Below are 16,848 nucleotides of genomic sequence, written 5' to 3' on the forward strand. Positions count from 1 at the left end.
TCATGAAAAATTTAAAAATCGCTACGGTTGCCCTACTCGTGGGTGGTGCCCTTGGATTTTCCGCTAATCAATGGTTGATGCCAGCTTCGCACTCCACTGCATCGACATCACTAAGCAGCACCAACGAACCTTCGCAAGAACCACTTTATTGGGTCGCGCCAATGGACCCAAATTATCAGCGAGATAAACCGGGCAAATCCCCTATGGGAATGGATTTGGTCCCTGTTTACGCTGAAGACTCAAACCAACCTCAAGCCAAAGGAACCGTCACCATTTCCGCCGCGGTAGAAAACAATCTTGGGGTAAAAACAACCCAAGTCGAGTTACAGCCCCTGCGTCCGACAATCGATGCTGTTGGCTATGTTGCGTTTGATGAAAGCACGCTATGGCAAACGAATGTCCGCACCAGTGGTTGGGTGGAAAAACTTTATGTCGATGCAGTCGGCGAAAAAGTAAAACAAGGTGACGTGTTATTTACGTTCTATTCACCTGACTTAGTCAAAGCACAAGAAGAACTGCTTAATGCTAGCCGTACTGGACGCAAAGCAATTATTAGCGCCGCAAAGCAGCGACTAAGTGCGCTCGGTATTGATGACGCGCAAATTCAACAAATCTATCGCCGTGGCAAGGCCAAACAACACATTGAGATCAAAGCCATTGCTGATGGCGTAATCGCCAATTTAAACGTGCGTGAAGGTGGCTATTTAACGCCGGCGCAAACGGCAATCAGTGCTGGCCCACTAGACCATGTTTGGGTTGATGTTGAACTATTTGAACGCCAAGGCCATTGGGTTAAATCGGGTAGCCAAGCCAATATGACGTTGGATGCGATTCCCGGTCAAACTTGGCAAGGCATGGTCGATTATGTCTACCCGATCCTCGATCCGGCCACGCGTACCTTGCGGGTAAGACTCAAGTTCGACAACCCTCAAGGTGAGTTAAAGCCAAACATGTTCGCCAATATTCGCTTAACCCTCGTGAGCGAAGATCAAGTCTTAACCATTCCTCGCTCAGCCGTTATCCGGTCAGGAGCGATGAGTCGTGTGGTACTTGCCCTAGGCGATGGTAAATATCGTTCAGCCCGAATCGAGACAGGCCGAGAAGCCGCCGACCGAATTGAAATATTATCTGGCTTAACTGCCGCCGATTATGTCGTGATCTCAGCACAATTTATGTTGGACTCAGAATCTAGCCAAAGCGCTGATCTCTCGCGAATTAATGGTACCGATAGTTCACCGGTGACGGCGTGGGCAAATGGACAAATCACCGACATCATGGCAAATCACCGTATGGTGACAATTAATCACCAACCTGTCGAAGCCTGGAATTGGCCTGGCATGGTGATGAATTTTACACTCCATCCTTCACTGGATATTACAGCGCTCAAGCAGGGTCAGTCGATCGACTTTGAGATGGAGAAAACCGCTCAAGGGGATTACCTAATTACACAAATCAAACCTGCGCAAAGCCCTGCAGACCAAGTATGGATCGACGGTCAGATCACCATGTTAATGAGTGACTTCAATATGGTGACACTTTCGCATCAAAATGTTGAATCACTCAAATGGTCAGCGGGAGAGCAAAACTTTGAAGTGACTGATAACTTCGATTTATCCCCCTTTAGCGAGGGCCAAAGGGTTCGATTTCTAGTCGCTAATCAAATGGGTGAATGGCAGCTGAAACAGATTATTCCCTCCACTGAACAACATCCAGTAGCAGGAGACCAACAATGATTGGAGCCATTATTCGTTGGTCTATCAACAATCGCTTTTTGGTGTTAGTTGCCGCCATATTGCTGACATTTGCAGGGCTATACAGCGTTAAAAATACCCCTGTCGATGCGATCCCAGATCTCTCTGACGTACAGGTGATCATAAAAACTAGCTATCCCGGCCAAGCGCCGCAAGTGGTCGAGGATCAGGTCACCTATCCCCTCACTACGGCTATGCTCGCGGTGCCTGGAGCGGAAACAGTGCGCGGCTACTCATTTTTTGGCGATTCTTATGTCTACATCATTTTTAACGATGATACCGACATGTATTGGGCTCGCTCACGAGTGTTAGAGTATTTAAGCCAAGTTGCCCCTAACTTGCCCTCTCAAGCAAAGCCGACCCTTGGCCCGGATGCAACCGGCGTGGGCTGGGTTTACAGCTATGTGCTGCAAGACAAAACTGGCCAACACGATCTAGCTCAATTACGCAGCCTGCAAGATTGGTTCTTAAAATATGAGCTGCAAACCGTCTCGGGCGTCTCTGAGGTTGCGACTGTGGGTGGTATGGTTAAGCAGTACCAAGTACAAATCGATCCGGCCAAATTGCGTGCTTACGATCTGACATTACAACAAGTCAACTCAGCCATTAGTAACGGCAACCAAGAGAGTGGCGCCTCAGTGATTGAGGTCGCTGAAGCGGAACATATGGTGCGCTCATCGGGGTATCTCTCAAGCATTGATGACTTACAAGCATTGCCATTAAAAGTAACACCAAAAGGCACACCACTGCTGCTTGGTGATGTGGCAGATATTAGCTTAGGGCCACAAATGCGCCGAGGTATTTCAGAGCTTAATGGCGAGGGTGAAGCAGTTGGCGGCGTTATCGTGATGCGTTTTGGCGAAAATGCCAGCCAAGTGATTGATAATGTCAAAATCAAACTGGCTGAACTTCAGGCGGGACTGCCTGAAGGCGTTGAAATCGTCACCACCTATGATCGCTCAACGTTAATCAATTCAGCCGTTGATAATCTTTGGCAAAAACTGGCCGAAGAGTTCTTAGTTGTCGCCGTCGTTTGCGCACTGTTTCTATTCCATATTCGCTCATCATTAGTCATAGCCATTAGCTTACCCATCGGTATTCTATCCGCCTTTATTGTGATGCACTGGCAAGGTATCAATGCCAATATTATGTCATTAGGTGGCATCGCCATTGCGATTGGCGCCATGGTTGATGGCGCGATAGTGATGATTGAAAACGTGCATAAGCACATCGAAAAAACGCCGCTAACGGATGAGAATCGTTGGCAGGTAATCAGTAAAGCCGCTGAAGAAGTCGGCGCGCCACTGTTTTTCTCGCTGTTGATCATTACGTTGAGCTTTGTGCCCGTCTTTGCCCTTGAAGGTCAAGAAGGCAAAATGTTCTCTCCGTTGGCATTTACTAAGACTTATGCAATGGCGGCCTCGGCAGGTTTGGCCATCACGCTAGTGCCCGTTTTGATGGGCTATTTCGTGCGAGGCCGAATTCTTCCTGAGCATAAAAATCCTATCAATCGTGGTTTGGTTGCTCTCTATCGCCCCATGCTAAACCTCAGCTTGCGCTATCCGAAAAGCATGATTTGTTTTGCGTTGGTGTTATTAGCATCAGCCTGCTATCCAACCAAACAACTTGGCAGTGAGTTCATTCCTCCGTTGGATGAAGGCGATCTGATGTACATGCCAACGACCTACCCAGGAATCTCGATTGGTAAAGCTCGCGAGTTACTGCAACAAACCAACAAATTAATTAAAACGGTTCCTGAAGTTGAAACCGTGTGGGGCAAGATTGGCCGCGCCGAAACCGCCACCGATCCGGCGCCTCTTACGATGATCGAAACCACCATTCAACTCAAACCACGCGAAGAGTGGCGTGAAGGTGTCACCACCGAGTCGCTACGCAAAGAGTTTGATGATTTGGTGCAATTTCCCGGCTTAACCAACGCTTGGGTAATGCCAATCAAGACTCGTATCGACATGTTAGCGACGGGGATCAAAACCCCGATTGGCATTAAGATCGCAGGCCCCGATCTCAAGGTGATAGAGCAACTCGGCGCAAAACTGGAGCCAATACTCGCTCCGATTGCAGGCACAACCTCTGTTTATGCGGAGCGAGTCGCTGGCGGTCGTTACGTCACGATTGATATCAATCGCCGTCAAGCGGCCCGTTACGGTCTTAACATCCGCGATATACAGCAAGTGATTGCAACTGCGGTCGGTGGAATGAAGGTTGGAGAAACAGTAGAAGGATTAGAGCGCTACCCAATTAATGTCCGCTACCCGCAAGATTATCGTGATTCGGTGGTCAAACTGCAGAATTTACCACTCGTCACCCCAAATGGCGCGCGCATTGCCCTTGCTGATGTGGCTGATATTCGTTACGAAGACGGCCCACCAATGATTAAGACCGAGAATGCACGGCCAAACGGCTGGGTATTTGTTGATATCGAGGGCCGAGATTTAGGTTCCTACGTTAAAGAAGCGCAACAAACCGTCACCGAACAACTCACGCTTCCTGCCGGTTATTCACTGACATGGTCAGGCCAATACGAATACATGGAACGCGCCAAAGAACGTTTGAGTGTCGTTGTACCTGTGACTTTGGCCATCATCGTGCTGCTGCTCTATTTGAGTTTCCGCCGTGTCGGAGAAGTATTGATCATCATGGCCACGCTACCTCTCGCGATGGTTGGCGGCTTATGGTTGATGTACCTACTCGGCTTTAACTTCTCTATTGCGGTTGGCGTCGGTTTTATTGCCCTTGCCGGCGTTGCGGTTGAGATTGGCGTAATTATGTTGGTCTATCTCAACCAAGCATGGGATGAGCGACTCACAGCCGCACAAACAACTCAGCAGCCACTGACAGGCCAACAACTCAATGATGCCATTAGCCAAGGTGCAGGCCTGCGGGTTCGACCTGTGATGATGACCGTTAGCACCGTGATCATCGGCCTCATTCCAATCATGTATGGCCATGGTACAGGTTCTGAAGTGATGCAGCGTATCGCCGCGCCGATGATTGGCGGTATGGCCTCGGCATTATTACTGACGCTATTAGTTTTACCCGCCATTTTCAAATTATGGAAACAGCAACAACTCAAACAATCACAACGTAAGCTCAACGAAATGAAATAAGGAAGACATCATGAAACTCGTAATATTAATCAGCTTAATGCTTAGTGCCTCTTTTGCATATGCCAATATGGATCATAAAACGATGAGTCACGACAACATGGAAAGTCATATGAATCATGACGATGTAGACCATAGCAACACCGATCACAGCAACATGAGCCACGGCCAAATGCAGTCCATGCCCGGCATGACTCAAGTCGGCATGCCCGCGCAAGGTGCAAAAGCCGATAAGGTCATCCACGTAATCCTAAGTGACGATAAACCGATCCAGTTCAAAAAAGATGTCAATATAGAAGAGAACGATGTCGTTCAGTTTGTGGTAATGAATACCGGGACTAAAAGCCATGAATTTGCTATTGGCTCCAAAGATGAGTTAAGTCGCCATAACAAGATGATGACGCAAATGGCCGGCATGGAGCATGACACCAGTAGTTCTATCATCATTGCACCGAAAAAGGCGCGTCAGTTTACCTGGCATTTTCATGGTGACAAACACGTTGAGATCGCCTGTAACATCAAAGGCCACCAGCAACACAGTAAATCACTCATGATCAATTAACCTAAAATCAGACAAGCAACTTATAGCGGCTTGTCATGAACAAGCCCACCGCGGATGAAGATCTATCCCGCGGTGGGCATCTCTAATTTAAAGACTTACAACTGGTAATCGTTACGCTCGTCATTGTGCTGCGACAAGTATTCGACAAACTCAAACTGCATCTTATGCTGATCCATATAATACACATTCTTGCGATGAGGATGTTCCGCGCCCCAATGATCGAGTTCATATCCTGCTTGCTTTAAACGTTCAATCAATTCCTCAACGTTTGGTACCGCAAAGCCCAGATGATTTAAGCCGGTAAAACGCTCAGTCCAATATGGGGCAGAACCTTCGCCCAGTGAATCGATGGCAATATAAAATTGTTCATCGCCAATGTGGAACCACTCAATCTGTTCGTCGCGATCATTAACATAGCGCCCTTGCCCCCGGATTTGCCAATCAGGCAATGCAGAAAGTAGAAACTCGATAGTTTGACGTGGATCGACAACGGATATATTGGCGTGTTCTAGATAACTTTTCATACTCTTAGTCCTTTAAGTGATGGCAAATTTCGTTCTGTCGTTGCAAACACCTTAATGCCCCAAGTTAACTTGAGGTAAAGACTTTTATGATCATTATTGTTCGAATATATTCGTCGAGTTTGATAATTAATATTGAAGAAGGGTGGACAGTAAAAAAGAGAATAATAAAAAGGTTACAGTGTCTCGTTATTAAAGCGAGCCACACGCGCTTCCGCCTCGCTACAATGCGTCAAACTAACCAGCTCAGCAATTGTGATAGTAGGATTATTGAGGATCAATTGAGCTAATTGCTGCTCTAGCGTCAGTGGCGGTTCAACATTGACCAAAGCTGTCGTGATCTTAGAAAGCATAAATTGATAGACAATGACATCACTATCAATAAGCGCCTGCTTAAACAGCTCAATTTGAGCGAACTCTCCCACCAACTGCCAATGGCGCGAGCGTCTAACCCGTTTCAACTCACATTCGTATTGCAAGGCAAGCTCTCTTGCCGTCGACATAGAAGTTCGACCAATTCGGTGAATAAGAGAGGGTAATGCGATAGTAATCAGCGAATCAGACATAGCAACAGGTTCAAAAATTCAATGATGCTACTCTAATTCAAAACCAATAAAAAAACACCGAAACAAGTTCGGTGTTTTTATTTTCTAATGCAATTACATTACTGCGGCTACTTTAGTGGCAATTCGCGAGTAGCTGACGCTTACGCGGTTCTTGGATAAGTTTCCAGTGAATACCTTCGATTGCACCGGCAAATTTCCATAACAACTTTACGTCAACGTCGCTACCATAGGTTTGCTTAACACGAGAAAAGACCTGTGCCGCCCCTAATTCAATAAACTCTTCAACATCATCGATGCCCGCTTTCTTAACCATGCGCTCTAAGGTCAATTGCATATTTGGCAAATCTCTTAGACGACGGTTAGCTGAAGAACGCTTGTATTTACGCTGAGACACTGAATGGTCGATAGATTGTTTTACAACCTTATCTAGCTCAGCGCTCTTCGTATTAAAATGTTCAGTGATATCGTAGTAATTTACAGTTGCTGTCGTTTGTTTCTTAATATGACGATACTTTTCACAACCTAACGCGATGAGTTCTTCATCCAAACCATCTCCACCGCGAATAAATATATGATCACTACTGATTAATGCGAACATTGCATCGTCTTTGAATAGACCCGTTCCTCCGAACATTGAACGCTTTTGGAAGTCACCAAATTTGCCAACATACTCAATAAACAATTGCTCTGTCATATCCATTGATCCTTTTAATCATTAACCCCGATTACTTGTGATCACCAGATAGCAGCGTTTTAGCGAAAAAATTATTTTTTAGGGTCATATAGTGTATTTATTATCAAAAGCTTGACCCTTTATTTGATACCTAAAATGATAGTTAACGAAACGAATTAAGTCTGGTCATACTTCACATCAATAAGAGTCGAATTGCTTAAAAATGAGACAAAAATCACAGTGCCGGAATTCCGTTATTCGCATGCGTCAAAAAAACCACTCTGCGAGTAAGGTAGAATAACTTAGTGAAATATCAATGAATAAGATTTCCCATTGCTTGTTTGCTTAGATAAACGGTAAACTCCACCCAAAATACATAATAAAATTACTATGACTCATTTATCTTTTTATTGGCTGCCAGAAAACCGACAATTGATTGAGCAAGGTATCGAAAGTGAGTTCACCCACTTCCTTGAAAGCTCAATTGACTCTGGAAAAATCACCTTACCCCCTATTCCTGAAGTCGTTCTAAACATTCAACGACTTTGTAACCTAGATACCACGACCATCTTCGATATCGCCGATAGTTTGACGGAAGACCCTGGTCTTGCGGCGGTCGTTATTCGTGTCGCAAACTCGGTTATTTTTAATCGACGAAATATTGAATGCACCGACATTGTTACCGCCGTTTCCCGCCTTGGTATCTTGCGTGTACGTGATATCGTCACCGCCCAATCGATCGAACAGCTGAAAAATTCTGTTAACCTTAGCGACGAATGTAATGCACTTTTACGTAAAAGTGCTCGAACCTCAAAAGAGCTCTCGGCCACCATGGTCATGGTCACCAAAGAGTTTAAGCTAGCCGAACCTGCAAACTATCAACATCTCGACTCTGACAAAGCTCTTCTCACCGGTTTACTAGCCGATATTGGCCTATTCTGCATCTTAAATGAGTACTACCTTTATTTAGAACGAGGCAATTATCTTGAACCTGAATTGGCACTGCGCATATTCAGTTCAATCTGCCCTGCCGCGAGTAAATTGGTACTGAGTAAATGGGGGTTCGATAAAGACTTTATTGATGTCGCGACTAACCAAGATAACCAGCAACTGGATTTCGACGTCAGCTACTTAGAGATTGCACGAATCGCCAACCATATTTTGATGTTCCGCCGTAAAGACGACCGCCTCGATGAACACGAAATTGAAATCGATGTGACGGGCGCAGATATTCTGTACAAATTAACCAATTTGGGAGATAGTGAGTTTCGTCTAAAAATCAACGAACTCATCTGCGCTAGCGGTTTATAGCACTTCAGGAATTTGTATGTTCACAGGGATGTTATTCATCTTCACCCCACTTGTGGTGGGGTATTTAATTGCGGTTTCAAATCAGCGTCTGCTCGACCAAATCAATGCCACAACAGCTCGACTTGTCTTGGTTATTTTGGCCTTGATGGGCTTAAGCCTAGCGGCGCTGGATAATCTTGGCGAAAATCTACAAACCATTGTCAGCTACACGGCAACCTTCTTTATCTGTTTAGGCTTATGCAATATCGCGGTGCTTCCTTTGGTCGACAAATTTTTACCGCTCGAAGCTGACGCTAAACAAACTCACCTGCCTCTTTCTAGTATGGCGCTTGAATCGGTCAAACTGATTTTTGTGGTCGGGGGTGGCCTCGCGGCCGGTTTATTATTGCCAATTGACCTTTCATGGGTTGAGACTGCCAGCGAGTGGATTCTATTTGTCCTACTGTTTTTTATTGGCATTCAACTGCGCAACAGTGGCTTAACCCTCAAACAAATTTTGATCAATAAGCAAGGCATGTGCATTGCCGCTTTGGTCATTGGTAGCTCACTAGTCGGTGGGGCAATTGCCGCGACCATCCTTGATATCGACCTTTATCGTGGCTTTGCTATGGCGTCAGGCTTTGGCTGGTATTCATTGGCCGGTATTTTAATGGGTGATGCATTTGGACCCGTATATGGCGGTGTGTCATTTATGATTGAGCTACTCCGTGAACTCGTTGCGCTGGTGCTTATCCCATTACTGATCCGCTCTCGCCCATGTACTGCTATTGGCTACGCTGGCGCAACCGCAATGGATTTTACCCTACCCGTTATCCAAACCACAGGCGGTGTACGCTGCGTGCCAGTTGCGATTGTTAGCGGCTTTATTTTGAGTTTATTGGTCCCAGTAATGATGCTGTTCTTTGTCTCACTTGCGGGTTAGATCGCGGGAATTTTTGCAGAATTTCCCTACACTATGGCCAATGAATTCGTTCTTATACTCACAATAACGACAACTAGGATGTTAACTATGAATCGAGTCATGATTGCATTGTTGCTCAGCGTTAGCTCAAGCGCTGCATTTTCAGCAGACAATGACTGTCTATCTCAGAAATATGATGCTTACATAGAAGCGTCAATGCATTGGTATGAAGATCTGTCGCAACTCACTGCAGAACAATATCCCGATCTTAAAGAAGTCAGCCAATGGTATTTGGATGCGCGCCGCAATCACTTCGATCTCAATGCCGCCGCTGTAAAATATTATTTAGCCAACGACCCATCTAAAGTGGCAACCCAAAAACCGGTTGAAGGTTGGTTGCAACTAGAACAGCAAGAGATTAAAGCGTTGGCGAACCGTGACGATGAATTAGGTCAAATTGCGGCAAAAACATTTGCCGACCGTCAAGCCGTTCCACATAAACAAAACTACGAATTACGCTCAGCGTTTGCCGACTTGCTGAGTCATCCAACCAAAATCGATACGGCTCTACAACGCTACAATAGTGCGATTGCACAAGTAGAATTAATGAGCTGTAACTGATCTATTTATCTGCTGCAAGTAAACTATCTACGACTAAATGGGCAAGTTGACATCAATTTGCTTATTTAGTCGGCACCTTTGCCTTTCCCATCCACATGCATTTAATCTGTAACTTAAGTTTCTTTAATTAAGACGGGACATTGCTTTATTTTTCGTTTAGATTGTTGCGCTGCAATAAAAAGATAAGAGCAACGTAATTGCATGGTATCGGAACAAAGAATGGCTGACGTAAGTTTCGAAAGTTTACTTCGAATCTTTACCGTCCCAGAAGGCCCAGACTCAACACTGACTCAAATTGAAGAAGAACTGTCTCGTAACTTAAATAAGTTTCTACGAGAGCATATTGTGGCTGAAGAAAAGCCCTTACGAGAAATTGAGAAAGATTTCTCCTGCGCGGTGATCCCCGAGCAGCCCGAGTTTGTTTCCGAACATACCCAACACCTGCTTGATACACTGGTGTCGCATTCCGTTCATACTTCTGCACCAAGTTTTATTGGTCATATGACATCCGCATTACCTTATTTCTTAATGCCATTGTCAAAGATCATGATCGCACTTAACCAAAACCTGGTTAAAATTGAAACATCGAAAGCCTTTACCCCACTTGAACGTCAAGTGTTGGGTATGCTTCATCGTCTCATTTATTCACAAGATCACGGTTTCTATCAGCAATGGATGCACAGTGCCAACCACTCACTGGGCGCATTTTGCTCTGGTGGGACTATTGCTAACATCACTGCACTATGGGTTGCTCGTAATAATGCGTTGCGCGCACAAGGCCATTTCCGCGGCGTAGAAAAAGAAGGCCTCTTCAAAGCCATGAAACACTATGGTTATGAAGGTTTGGCTATCTTAGTCTCTGAACGCGGCCACTACTCATTGAAAAAAGCAGCCGATGTATTAGGGATTGGTCAAGATGGCCTTGTTGCGGTAAAAACAGACAGCAACAACCGCATCTGCCCTGATGATCTCAAGCTCAAAATCAAAGAGCTGAAAGACAAAAAGATTAAACCATTCGCTGTCATTGGCGTCGCTGGTACAACTGAAACGGGTAATATCGATCCGCTAAAAGCCATGGCGGCAATCTGCCAAGCAGAAGGATGTCACTTCCACGTTGATGCCGCTTGGGGCGGTGCCACTTTGATGTCTAACCGTTACCGTCATCTATTGGATGGTATCGAATTGGCCGACTCCGTCACCATCGATGCACACAAACAGCTTTATATTCCAATGGGTGCCGGTATGGTCTTGTTCAAAGACCCAAGCTCAATGAAATCAATCGAGCACCATGCGCAATATATTTTGCGTAAAGGCTCAAAAGATCTCGGCAGCCATACATTAGAGGGTTCACGCTCTGGCATGGCTATGTTGGTGTATGCTGCAATGCATATTATTAGCCGACCTGGCTACGAACTGCTGATCAACCAAAGCATCGAAAAAGCGCGATACTTTGCCGATCTCATCGAGCAGCAAGAAGACTTTGAACTGGTTTCACAGCCGGAACTATGTCTGCTAACCTATCGCTATCTGCCACGTCATGTTCGTGCAGCTCTCGAAAAAGCAACCCCGGCACAACGCACCGAACTTAACGGTCTATTGAATGAACTCACCAAGTTTGTGCAAAAGCGCCAACGTGAAAATGGTCGTTCATTTGTTTCCCGTACGCGCTTAAACCCAGTTCATTGGGACGACTTAAACACCATCGTCTTCCGTGTAGTACTTGCAAACCCACTCACTACTTGTGACATTCTACAAAGTGTCTTAGAAGAGCAGCGTGAAATCGCCCTACATGGTGCGCCAAGCCTATTAGAGAAAATTGAGTCGCTTGCCAGTAAACTCTGAGTAAACTGAAATTTTCTTTCTGATTTATGTAACTTGGCATCATCACAGGCTAATTAATGTGCAATATGAGCCTTATTCGATCGAATTTGTGTAGTTTTCACAAAATATTGTTTGAGGCTTGTCATATTCTAAGGAATTGGTCCGTAGAAAAATTACTGTAATACTTAGGGTTAGGTTTATACTGGCTCAATGGCGCTGGCGAAAAATTACGTTGTTAGAAAACACCGTTTCTAGCTTAAATACAATGATAACTTCGCCCAGCGAGTTGTTCTCTATACCCTTGTGAACACTATGAATACATTAGAAAAAATACAGAAAAATCTAGAGAATTTCAGTAAGTCTGAACGCAAGGTCGCAGAAGTGATCATGGCGTCACCGCAAACTGCTATTCATTCTAGCATTGCAACATTAGCTAAAATGGCTGATGTGAGTGAGCCTACTGTTAACCGTTTTTGTCGCCGCTTGGACACCAAAGGTTTTCCAGATTTCAAACTGCATTTAGCACAAAGCTTAGCCAACGGTACCCCTTATGTGAACCGTAACGTTGAAGAAGACGATGGCCCAGATGCCTACACGCACAAGATTTTCGAATCGACCATGGCGTGTTTAGATGTGGCTAAAAACAGTCTTGATCCTGTGCAAGTTAACCGTGCCGTTGATCTGCTAACTCAAGCAAAACGCATTTCATTTTTTGGCTTGGGTGCTTCGTCAGCAGTAGCCAAAGATGCACAAAACAAATTTATTCGTTTTAATATTCCGATCACTTGTTTTGAAGATATCGTCATGCAACGCATGAGTTGCATTAACTGCACAGATAACGACGTAATTGTGCTGATCTCGCATACAGGTCGCACCAAGAGCCAAGTTGAAATCGCTAACCTTGCCCGTGAAAACGGCGCAACCGTGATTGCGATCACCGCAAAGGACTCGCCACTGGATAAAGCAAGCTCCTTGTCAATTTGCTTGGACGTTCCTGAAGATACTGACGTGTACATGCCAATGGCAAGCCGCGTAGTACAAATGACGGTGATCGACGTTCTCGCGACTGGCTTTACACTACGTCGTGGCTCTGGTTTCCGCGAAAACCTCAAGCGCGTTAAAGATGCACTAAAAGATTCACGTTACGATAAGTTGTCTCACTTCTAAATCGTTACCGGAAAATAAAAACGGAGCCAAGTGGCTCCGTTTTTTATGCTTGCTTGTTACTGCAAGCTTATCTCTATTCTAGTCATTATGTTTGATGGCTTGGCGTGACGCCGCCGCTCTCTCCCCACTCTGCCATCAATTGGGCTTTGGCTTGTTTATCAAATGAGACCTCATCACCGCAACTGCCATCACAATTACACACCTGTTGAAGAATAAACAGTAAACGCTCTTCCGTCAGTGGGATCGGATTGCCCTTGATCGCCATTGATTTCATCGCATCTTCGGCGACTTTTTCAAATGAAGTGTTACACACACCAAACTCATTCAGTTTTGGAAGCTCAAGTTTTTCCAGCATCATATTCACCCACAGCACGCAATCATCTCGGCTCGCATTGGTTCGCCCTGTGAGTATTTGCGCCATCTTTCTGTAGCGTGCCAATATGTCCGATCTACCCGCGACTGTGGCCGCGTCGATATTTTCTTTCATCACGTATGGCGCAAGGCGCGCAGTGATCACACTATGCGGTGCAGCAAGCTTTCCGCCCAATGCTGAAGCTAAGCCGTGCGCGGCTCCCAATTTAGCATTGGTGATCGCCATGCCGCCAAGCATTGCGGCGAAGGAAAGATCGGAACGCGCTTTAAAGTCATCCCTTAAACATCCGGCAACTATCGATGCGCTTAAGCGGCGCAACCCCTCTTCACACACCATATCGGTCAATGGATTGGGTTCACCACACACATAGGCTTCCATCAAATGGGTAAAGGCATCCATCGCACCGCGACCCGAAGTATAGGCATCGGTACCATAAGTCAATGTCGGATCAACAATCGCCACATCGGCCAACATTTCCGGGCTACGTAGACTGACTTTGACTCGATCTTGCCCTGAACGCAACACAGCATTGCGTGTCACTTCGGCGCCAGTACTTGCGGTGGTTGGAATCGCAATAAAAGGAAGGGGTTTAGTTTTTAGCGGAACATTACGCCCCACTACTTCAACATAATCGTACACATCACCTTGGTTGGGAATAATCGCAGATAGGGCCTTACCCATATCAATCACACTGCCACCACCAATCGCCACCACCATATCAGGTTTAAACTTGCGTCCTGCGAGCGCCGTCTCTTCTACCATGGTGATATTGGGTTCACCACGTATGGCGACGTGTTGATAGCGCATGTTCTGCATTTTGAGGTAATTGATGATCGGCGAGGCTCGCTCGATTTTCTGCCCGGTAACCAATAATACGCTGTAGCCAAATTGGTTAAAAACCGAGAGGGAGGATTGCAACGCACCTTCACCAAATATGATGCGTGTGGAGGTCATAAATTGGAACATGCCAAGTACACTCCTTAGGCTAAATTGAACTAAAACTAGCTTGCCTCGTGACGAAACAAAATAAATTGACGTAGCCCACTTTGTGACAAATAACCTTACTTTTTTTAGGACTTTCGAGAGCCAAATCGTGTGTTGTGTTTATTTTTCTAGCAATAGATTTTACCTATCGAATCAAGAGGTAAATCGATCTTTATTTTCCCCATTGATTGAGGCATAGTGACATGTAACAAAATACAGGAGAAAGAATCTATGTTCGTCGTTATTTTTGGTCGCCCAGCATGCCCATTTTGTGTTCGTGCAAAAGAACACGCAGAAACTCTAAAAGCAAAACGTGACGACTTTAACTACCGTTACGTTGACATTCAAGCTGAAGGCATTTCAAAAGCTGACCTAGAAAAAACCGTTGGTAAACCTGTTGAGACGGTTCCTCAAATTTTCATCGACCAAGATCACATTGGTGGCTGTACTGAATTTGAAGCATACGCGAAAGAGCACTTGGGTCTATTTGACGAGTAAATACTCCTCTTCCCCCTTCCTAAAACCGCTGCTTGCAGCGGTTTTTTCATATCTGACAAAACGTTAGCATTACTCCAGATAATCGTTTCTCCCTAATAAAAATAATAGTAGTTTCTACTTATATTTTTTATTTATTCAGCTACAATTTGCACAAATCCTTTCCGCTCACGTAAGTGAGTTTTTACTGGCACAGCACAAGAATTGCCCCTGTGAACATTGACGTCGTACTCTTGCTTGAACAAAACCCTATCCTATTGATTTTCGTAGTGCTTGCGATTGGCCTAGCTATTGGCAAAATTCGCTTTGGCAATCTCCAACTCGGTAATTCTATTGGTGTCTTAATCACATCGCTGATTATGGGCCACCTTGGTTTTACGTTTGATACAGATGCACTCACCATCGGCTTCATGTTGTTTATTTACTGTGTCGGCATTGAAGCTGGCCCTAACTTTTTCGGTATCTTTTTCCGCGATGGGAAGCATTACTTTATTTTAAGTATGGTGGTACTTTCGACTGCATTGCTAATCACCCACTATAGCAGTCAATATCTTGGCCTCGATTTTGGCTTAGCTGCCGGTATGATGGCTGGCGCCTTGACGTCGACACCCGTGCTGGTAGGCGCGCAAGATGCGCTGAACTCTGGGCTTGCCACTATTCCGCGCAATATGGATTTCGGTCTAGTTCTGGAAAACCTATCCGTAGGTTACGCAATGGCATACTTGATTGGCCTGATCAGTATGATTATGTTTGCCAAATTACTGCCAAAACTGCAAAAAGAGAATCTGTCTGACTCAGCACAGAAGATCGCCCAAGAGCGCGGTCTTGGTACATCTGGTCAACGAAAAGTCTATTTGCCGATCATTCGTGCTTATCGCGTGGGTCAAGAGCTGATCGACTGGACTGACGGTAAGAACTTACGTGAGTTAGGCATCTATCGCCAAACGGGTTGTTATATTGAACGTATTCGCCGTGGTGGCATTCTTGCTCACCCTGATGGCGATGCGATTTTGCAAGAGGGCGATGAAATTGCGCTAGTGGGTTTCCCTGATAGCCATGCCCGTCTTGATCCGAGCTTCCGTAATGGTAAAGAAGTTTTCGACCGTAACCTGCTCGACCTGCGTATCGCAGAAGAAGAGATCGTGGTAAAAAGCGATTCGATTGCAGGCAAGCGCCTTTCTGATTTGAATTTATCGGAATACGGTTGTTTCCTAAACCGTGTAGTACGTGCACAAATTGAAATGCCAATGGATCTTGATATCGTCCTGGCGAAAGGTGATGTATTGCAGGTCAGTGGTGAAAAGAGTCGCGTACATGGCTTAGCGGAAAAAATCGGTTTCATCTCGATTCATAGCCAGATGGCCGATCTACTCGCCTTCTGTAGCTTCTTTATCCTAGGCATTCTATTTGGCTTGATCACCATGACTTTCGGTCAAGTCTCATTCGGCCTTGGTAACGCCGTTGGCCTATTGTTGTCAGGGATTACGCTAGGTTTCTTACGTGCCAACCACCCGACTTTTGGTTATGTACCACAAGGGGCGCTGAACATGGTCAAAGACCTCGGTTTAATGTTCTTTATGGTGGGGATTGGTTTAAGTGCGGGTGGAAAAATGTTTGAGCATCTCACTCATACCGGCCCACAAGTGATTGGCTTGGCTTTCTTGGTCAGCGTTGTACCCGTTGTTTTTGCTTACTTGGTTGGTGCTTATGTATTGAAGATGAACCGCGCGCTGTTGTTTGGTGCCATCATCGGTGCTCGTACTTGTGGACCAGCAATGGACATTGTTAATGAACACGCAAAATCGACCATTCCCGCACTAGGTTACGCAGGCACCTACGCTATCGCCAATATCTTAATGACGCTTGGCGGTACGCTGCTGATTATCCTCAGTTAACACCTAAGCGAATTTAATCACTCTGCTAACCACAAGACCCACTCATTGAGTGGGTCTTGTTCGTTTAAGCGATGCCTAACTA

The 16,848-nt window shown here is 45.5% G+C and carries 14 protein-coding genes; 10 read left to right on the top strand and 4 right to left on the bottom strand.

Annotated features, from left to right (window positions below):
• Positions 1-2: 2 nt before the first annotated feature.
• Genes RH88_RS15305 through copI form a run of 3 tightly spaced genes read left to right on the top strand, consistent with a single transcriptional unit; the run spans position 3 to position 5,438 of the window.
• Positions 3-1,733 (top strand): efflux RND transporter periplasmic adaptor subunit, encoded by a 1,731-nt coding sequence (locus tag RH88_RS15305; RefSeq protein ID WP_005597622.1) that lies wholly within the window; start codon positions 3-5, stop codon positions 1,731-1,733.
• Complete coding sequence (locus RH88_RS15310; protein ID WP_005597624.1) at positions 1,730-4,879, top strand: efflux RND transporter permease subunit; 3,150 nt, start codon at positions 1,730-1,732, stop codon at positions 4,877-4,879. Before RH88_RS15305 ends, RH88_RS15310 begins: the two co-directional genes overlap by 4 nt.
• A gap of 10 nt (positions 4,880-4,889) precedes the next feature.
• Entirely contained in the window at positions 4,890-5,438 is a 549-nt protein-coding gene (gene copI / locus RH88_RS15315; RefSeq protein WP_005597626.1) for a copper-resistant cuproprotein CopI, read from the top strand.
• A gap of 95 nt (positions 5,439-5,533) precedes the next feature.
• Here the strand turns inward: copI and RH88_RS15320 are convergent, their stop codons facing one another.
• From RH88_RS15320 to RH88_RS15330, 3 genes are all read right to left on the bottom strand, one after another.
• Positions 5,534-5,962, bottom strand: coding sequence for a VOC family protein (locus RH88_RS15320; protein ID WP_005597629.1), 429 nt, complete (start codon positions 5,960-5,962; stop codon positions 5,534-5,536).
• Positions 5,963-6,135: 173 nt separating this feature from the next.
• Positions 6,136-6,525, bottom strand: a complete 390-nt coding sequence (locus RH88_RS15325) for a ribosome recycling factor family protein (protein ID WP_005597630.1) — start codon at positions 6,523-6,525, stop codon at positions 6,136-6,138.
• 112 nt (positions 6,526-6,637) lie between these two features.
• Positions 6,638-7,225 carry a TfoX/Sxy family DNA transformation protein gene (locus tag RH88_RS15330; RefSeq protein ID WP_005597633.1) on the bottom strand — a complete coding sequence of 196 codons (588 nt, stop codon included), beginning with the start codon at positions 7,223-7,225 and terminating at the stop codon, positions 6,638-6,640.
• A 363-nt stretch (positions 7,226-7,588) separates the two neighbouring features.
• Here RH88_RS15330 and RH88_RS15335 point away from each other — a divergent pair, with 363 nt between their 5' ends.
• From RH88_RS15335 to RH88_RS15355, 5 genes are all read left to right on the top strand, one after another.
• Entirely contained in the window at positions 7,589-8,509 is a 921-nt protein-coding gene (locus RH88_RS15335; protein ID WP_005597634.1) for an HDOD domain-containing protein, read from the top strand.
• A 16-nt stretch (positions 8,510-8,525) separates the two neighbouring features.
• On the top strand, positions 8,526-9,431 hold the full coding sequence (locus tag RH88_RS15340) for a LysO family transporter (RefSeq protein ID WP_005597636.1): 906 nt from the start codon (positions 8,526-8,528) through the stop codon (positions 9,429-9,431).
• Between the two features lie 87 nt (positions 9,432-9,518).
• Positions 9,519-10,031 carry a hypothetical protein gene (locus RH88_RS15345; protein ID WP_005597637.1) on the top strand — a complete coding sequence of 171 codons (513 nt, stop codon included), beginning with the start codon at positions 9,519-9,521 and terminating at the stop codon, positions 10,029-10,031.
• A 201-nt stretch (positions 10,032-10,232) separates the two neighbouring features.
• Complete coding sequence (panP, locus tag RH88_RS15350; RefSeq protein ID WP_040757982.1) at positions 10,233-11,873, top strand: pyridoxal-dependent aspartate 1-decarboxylase PanP; 1,641 nt, start codon at positions 10,233-10,235, stop codon at positions 11,871-11,873.
• Between the two features lie 291 nt (positions 11,874-12,164).
• Positions 12,165-13,019, top strand: a complete 855-nt coding sequence (locus RH88_RS15355) for a MurR/RpiR family transcriptional regulator (protein WP_005597641.1) — start codon at positions 12,165-12,167, stop codon at positions 13,017-13,019.
• An 85-nt stretch (positions 13,020-13,104) separates the two neighbouring features.
• Here the strand turns inward: RH88_RS15355 and RH88_RS15360 are convergent, their stop codons facing one another.
• Entirely contained in the window at positions 13,105-14,358 is a 1,254-nt protein-coding gene (locus RH88_RS15360; protein ID WP_005597643.1) for an iron-containing alcohol dehydrogenase, read from the bottom strand.
• A gap of 249 nt (positions 14,359-14,607) precedes the next feature.
• On the opposite strand from RH88_RS15360, the gene RH88_RS15365 reads away from it, so the two are divergent.
• Entirely contained in the window at positions 14,608-14,874 is a 267-nt protein-coding gene (locus RH88_RS15365; RefSeq protein WP_005597645.1) for a GrxA family glutaredoxin, read from the top strand.
• 209 nt (positions 14,875-15,083) lie between these two features.
• Complete coding sequence (locus tag RH88_RS15370) at positions 15,084-16,766, top strand: aspartate:alanine antiporter (RefSeq protein WP_005597647.1); 1,683 nt, start codon at positions 15,084-15,086, stop codon at positions 16,764-16,766.
• Positions 16,767-16,848 lie beyond the last annotated feature (82 nt).

It is taken from the genome of Vibrio scophthalmi LMG 19158, assembly GCF_000222585.1.
Classification (GTDB): domain Bacteria; phylum Pseudomonadota; class Gammaproteobacteria; order Enterobacterales; family Vibrionaceae; genus Vibrio; species Vibrio scophthalmi.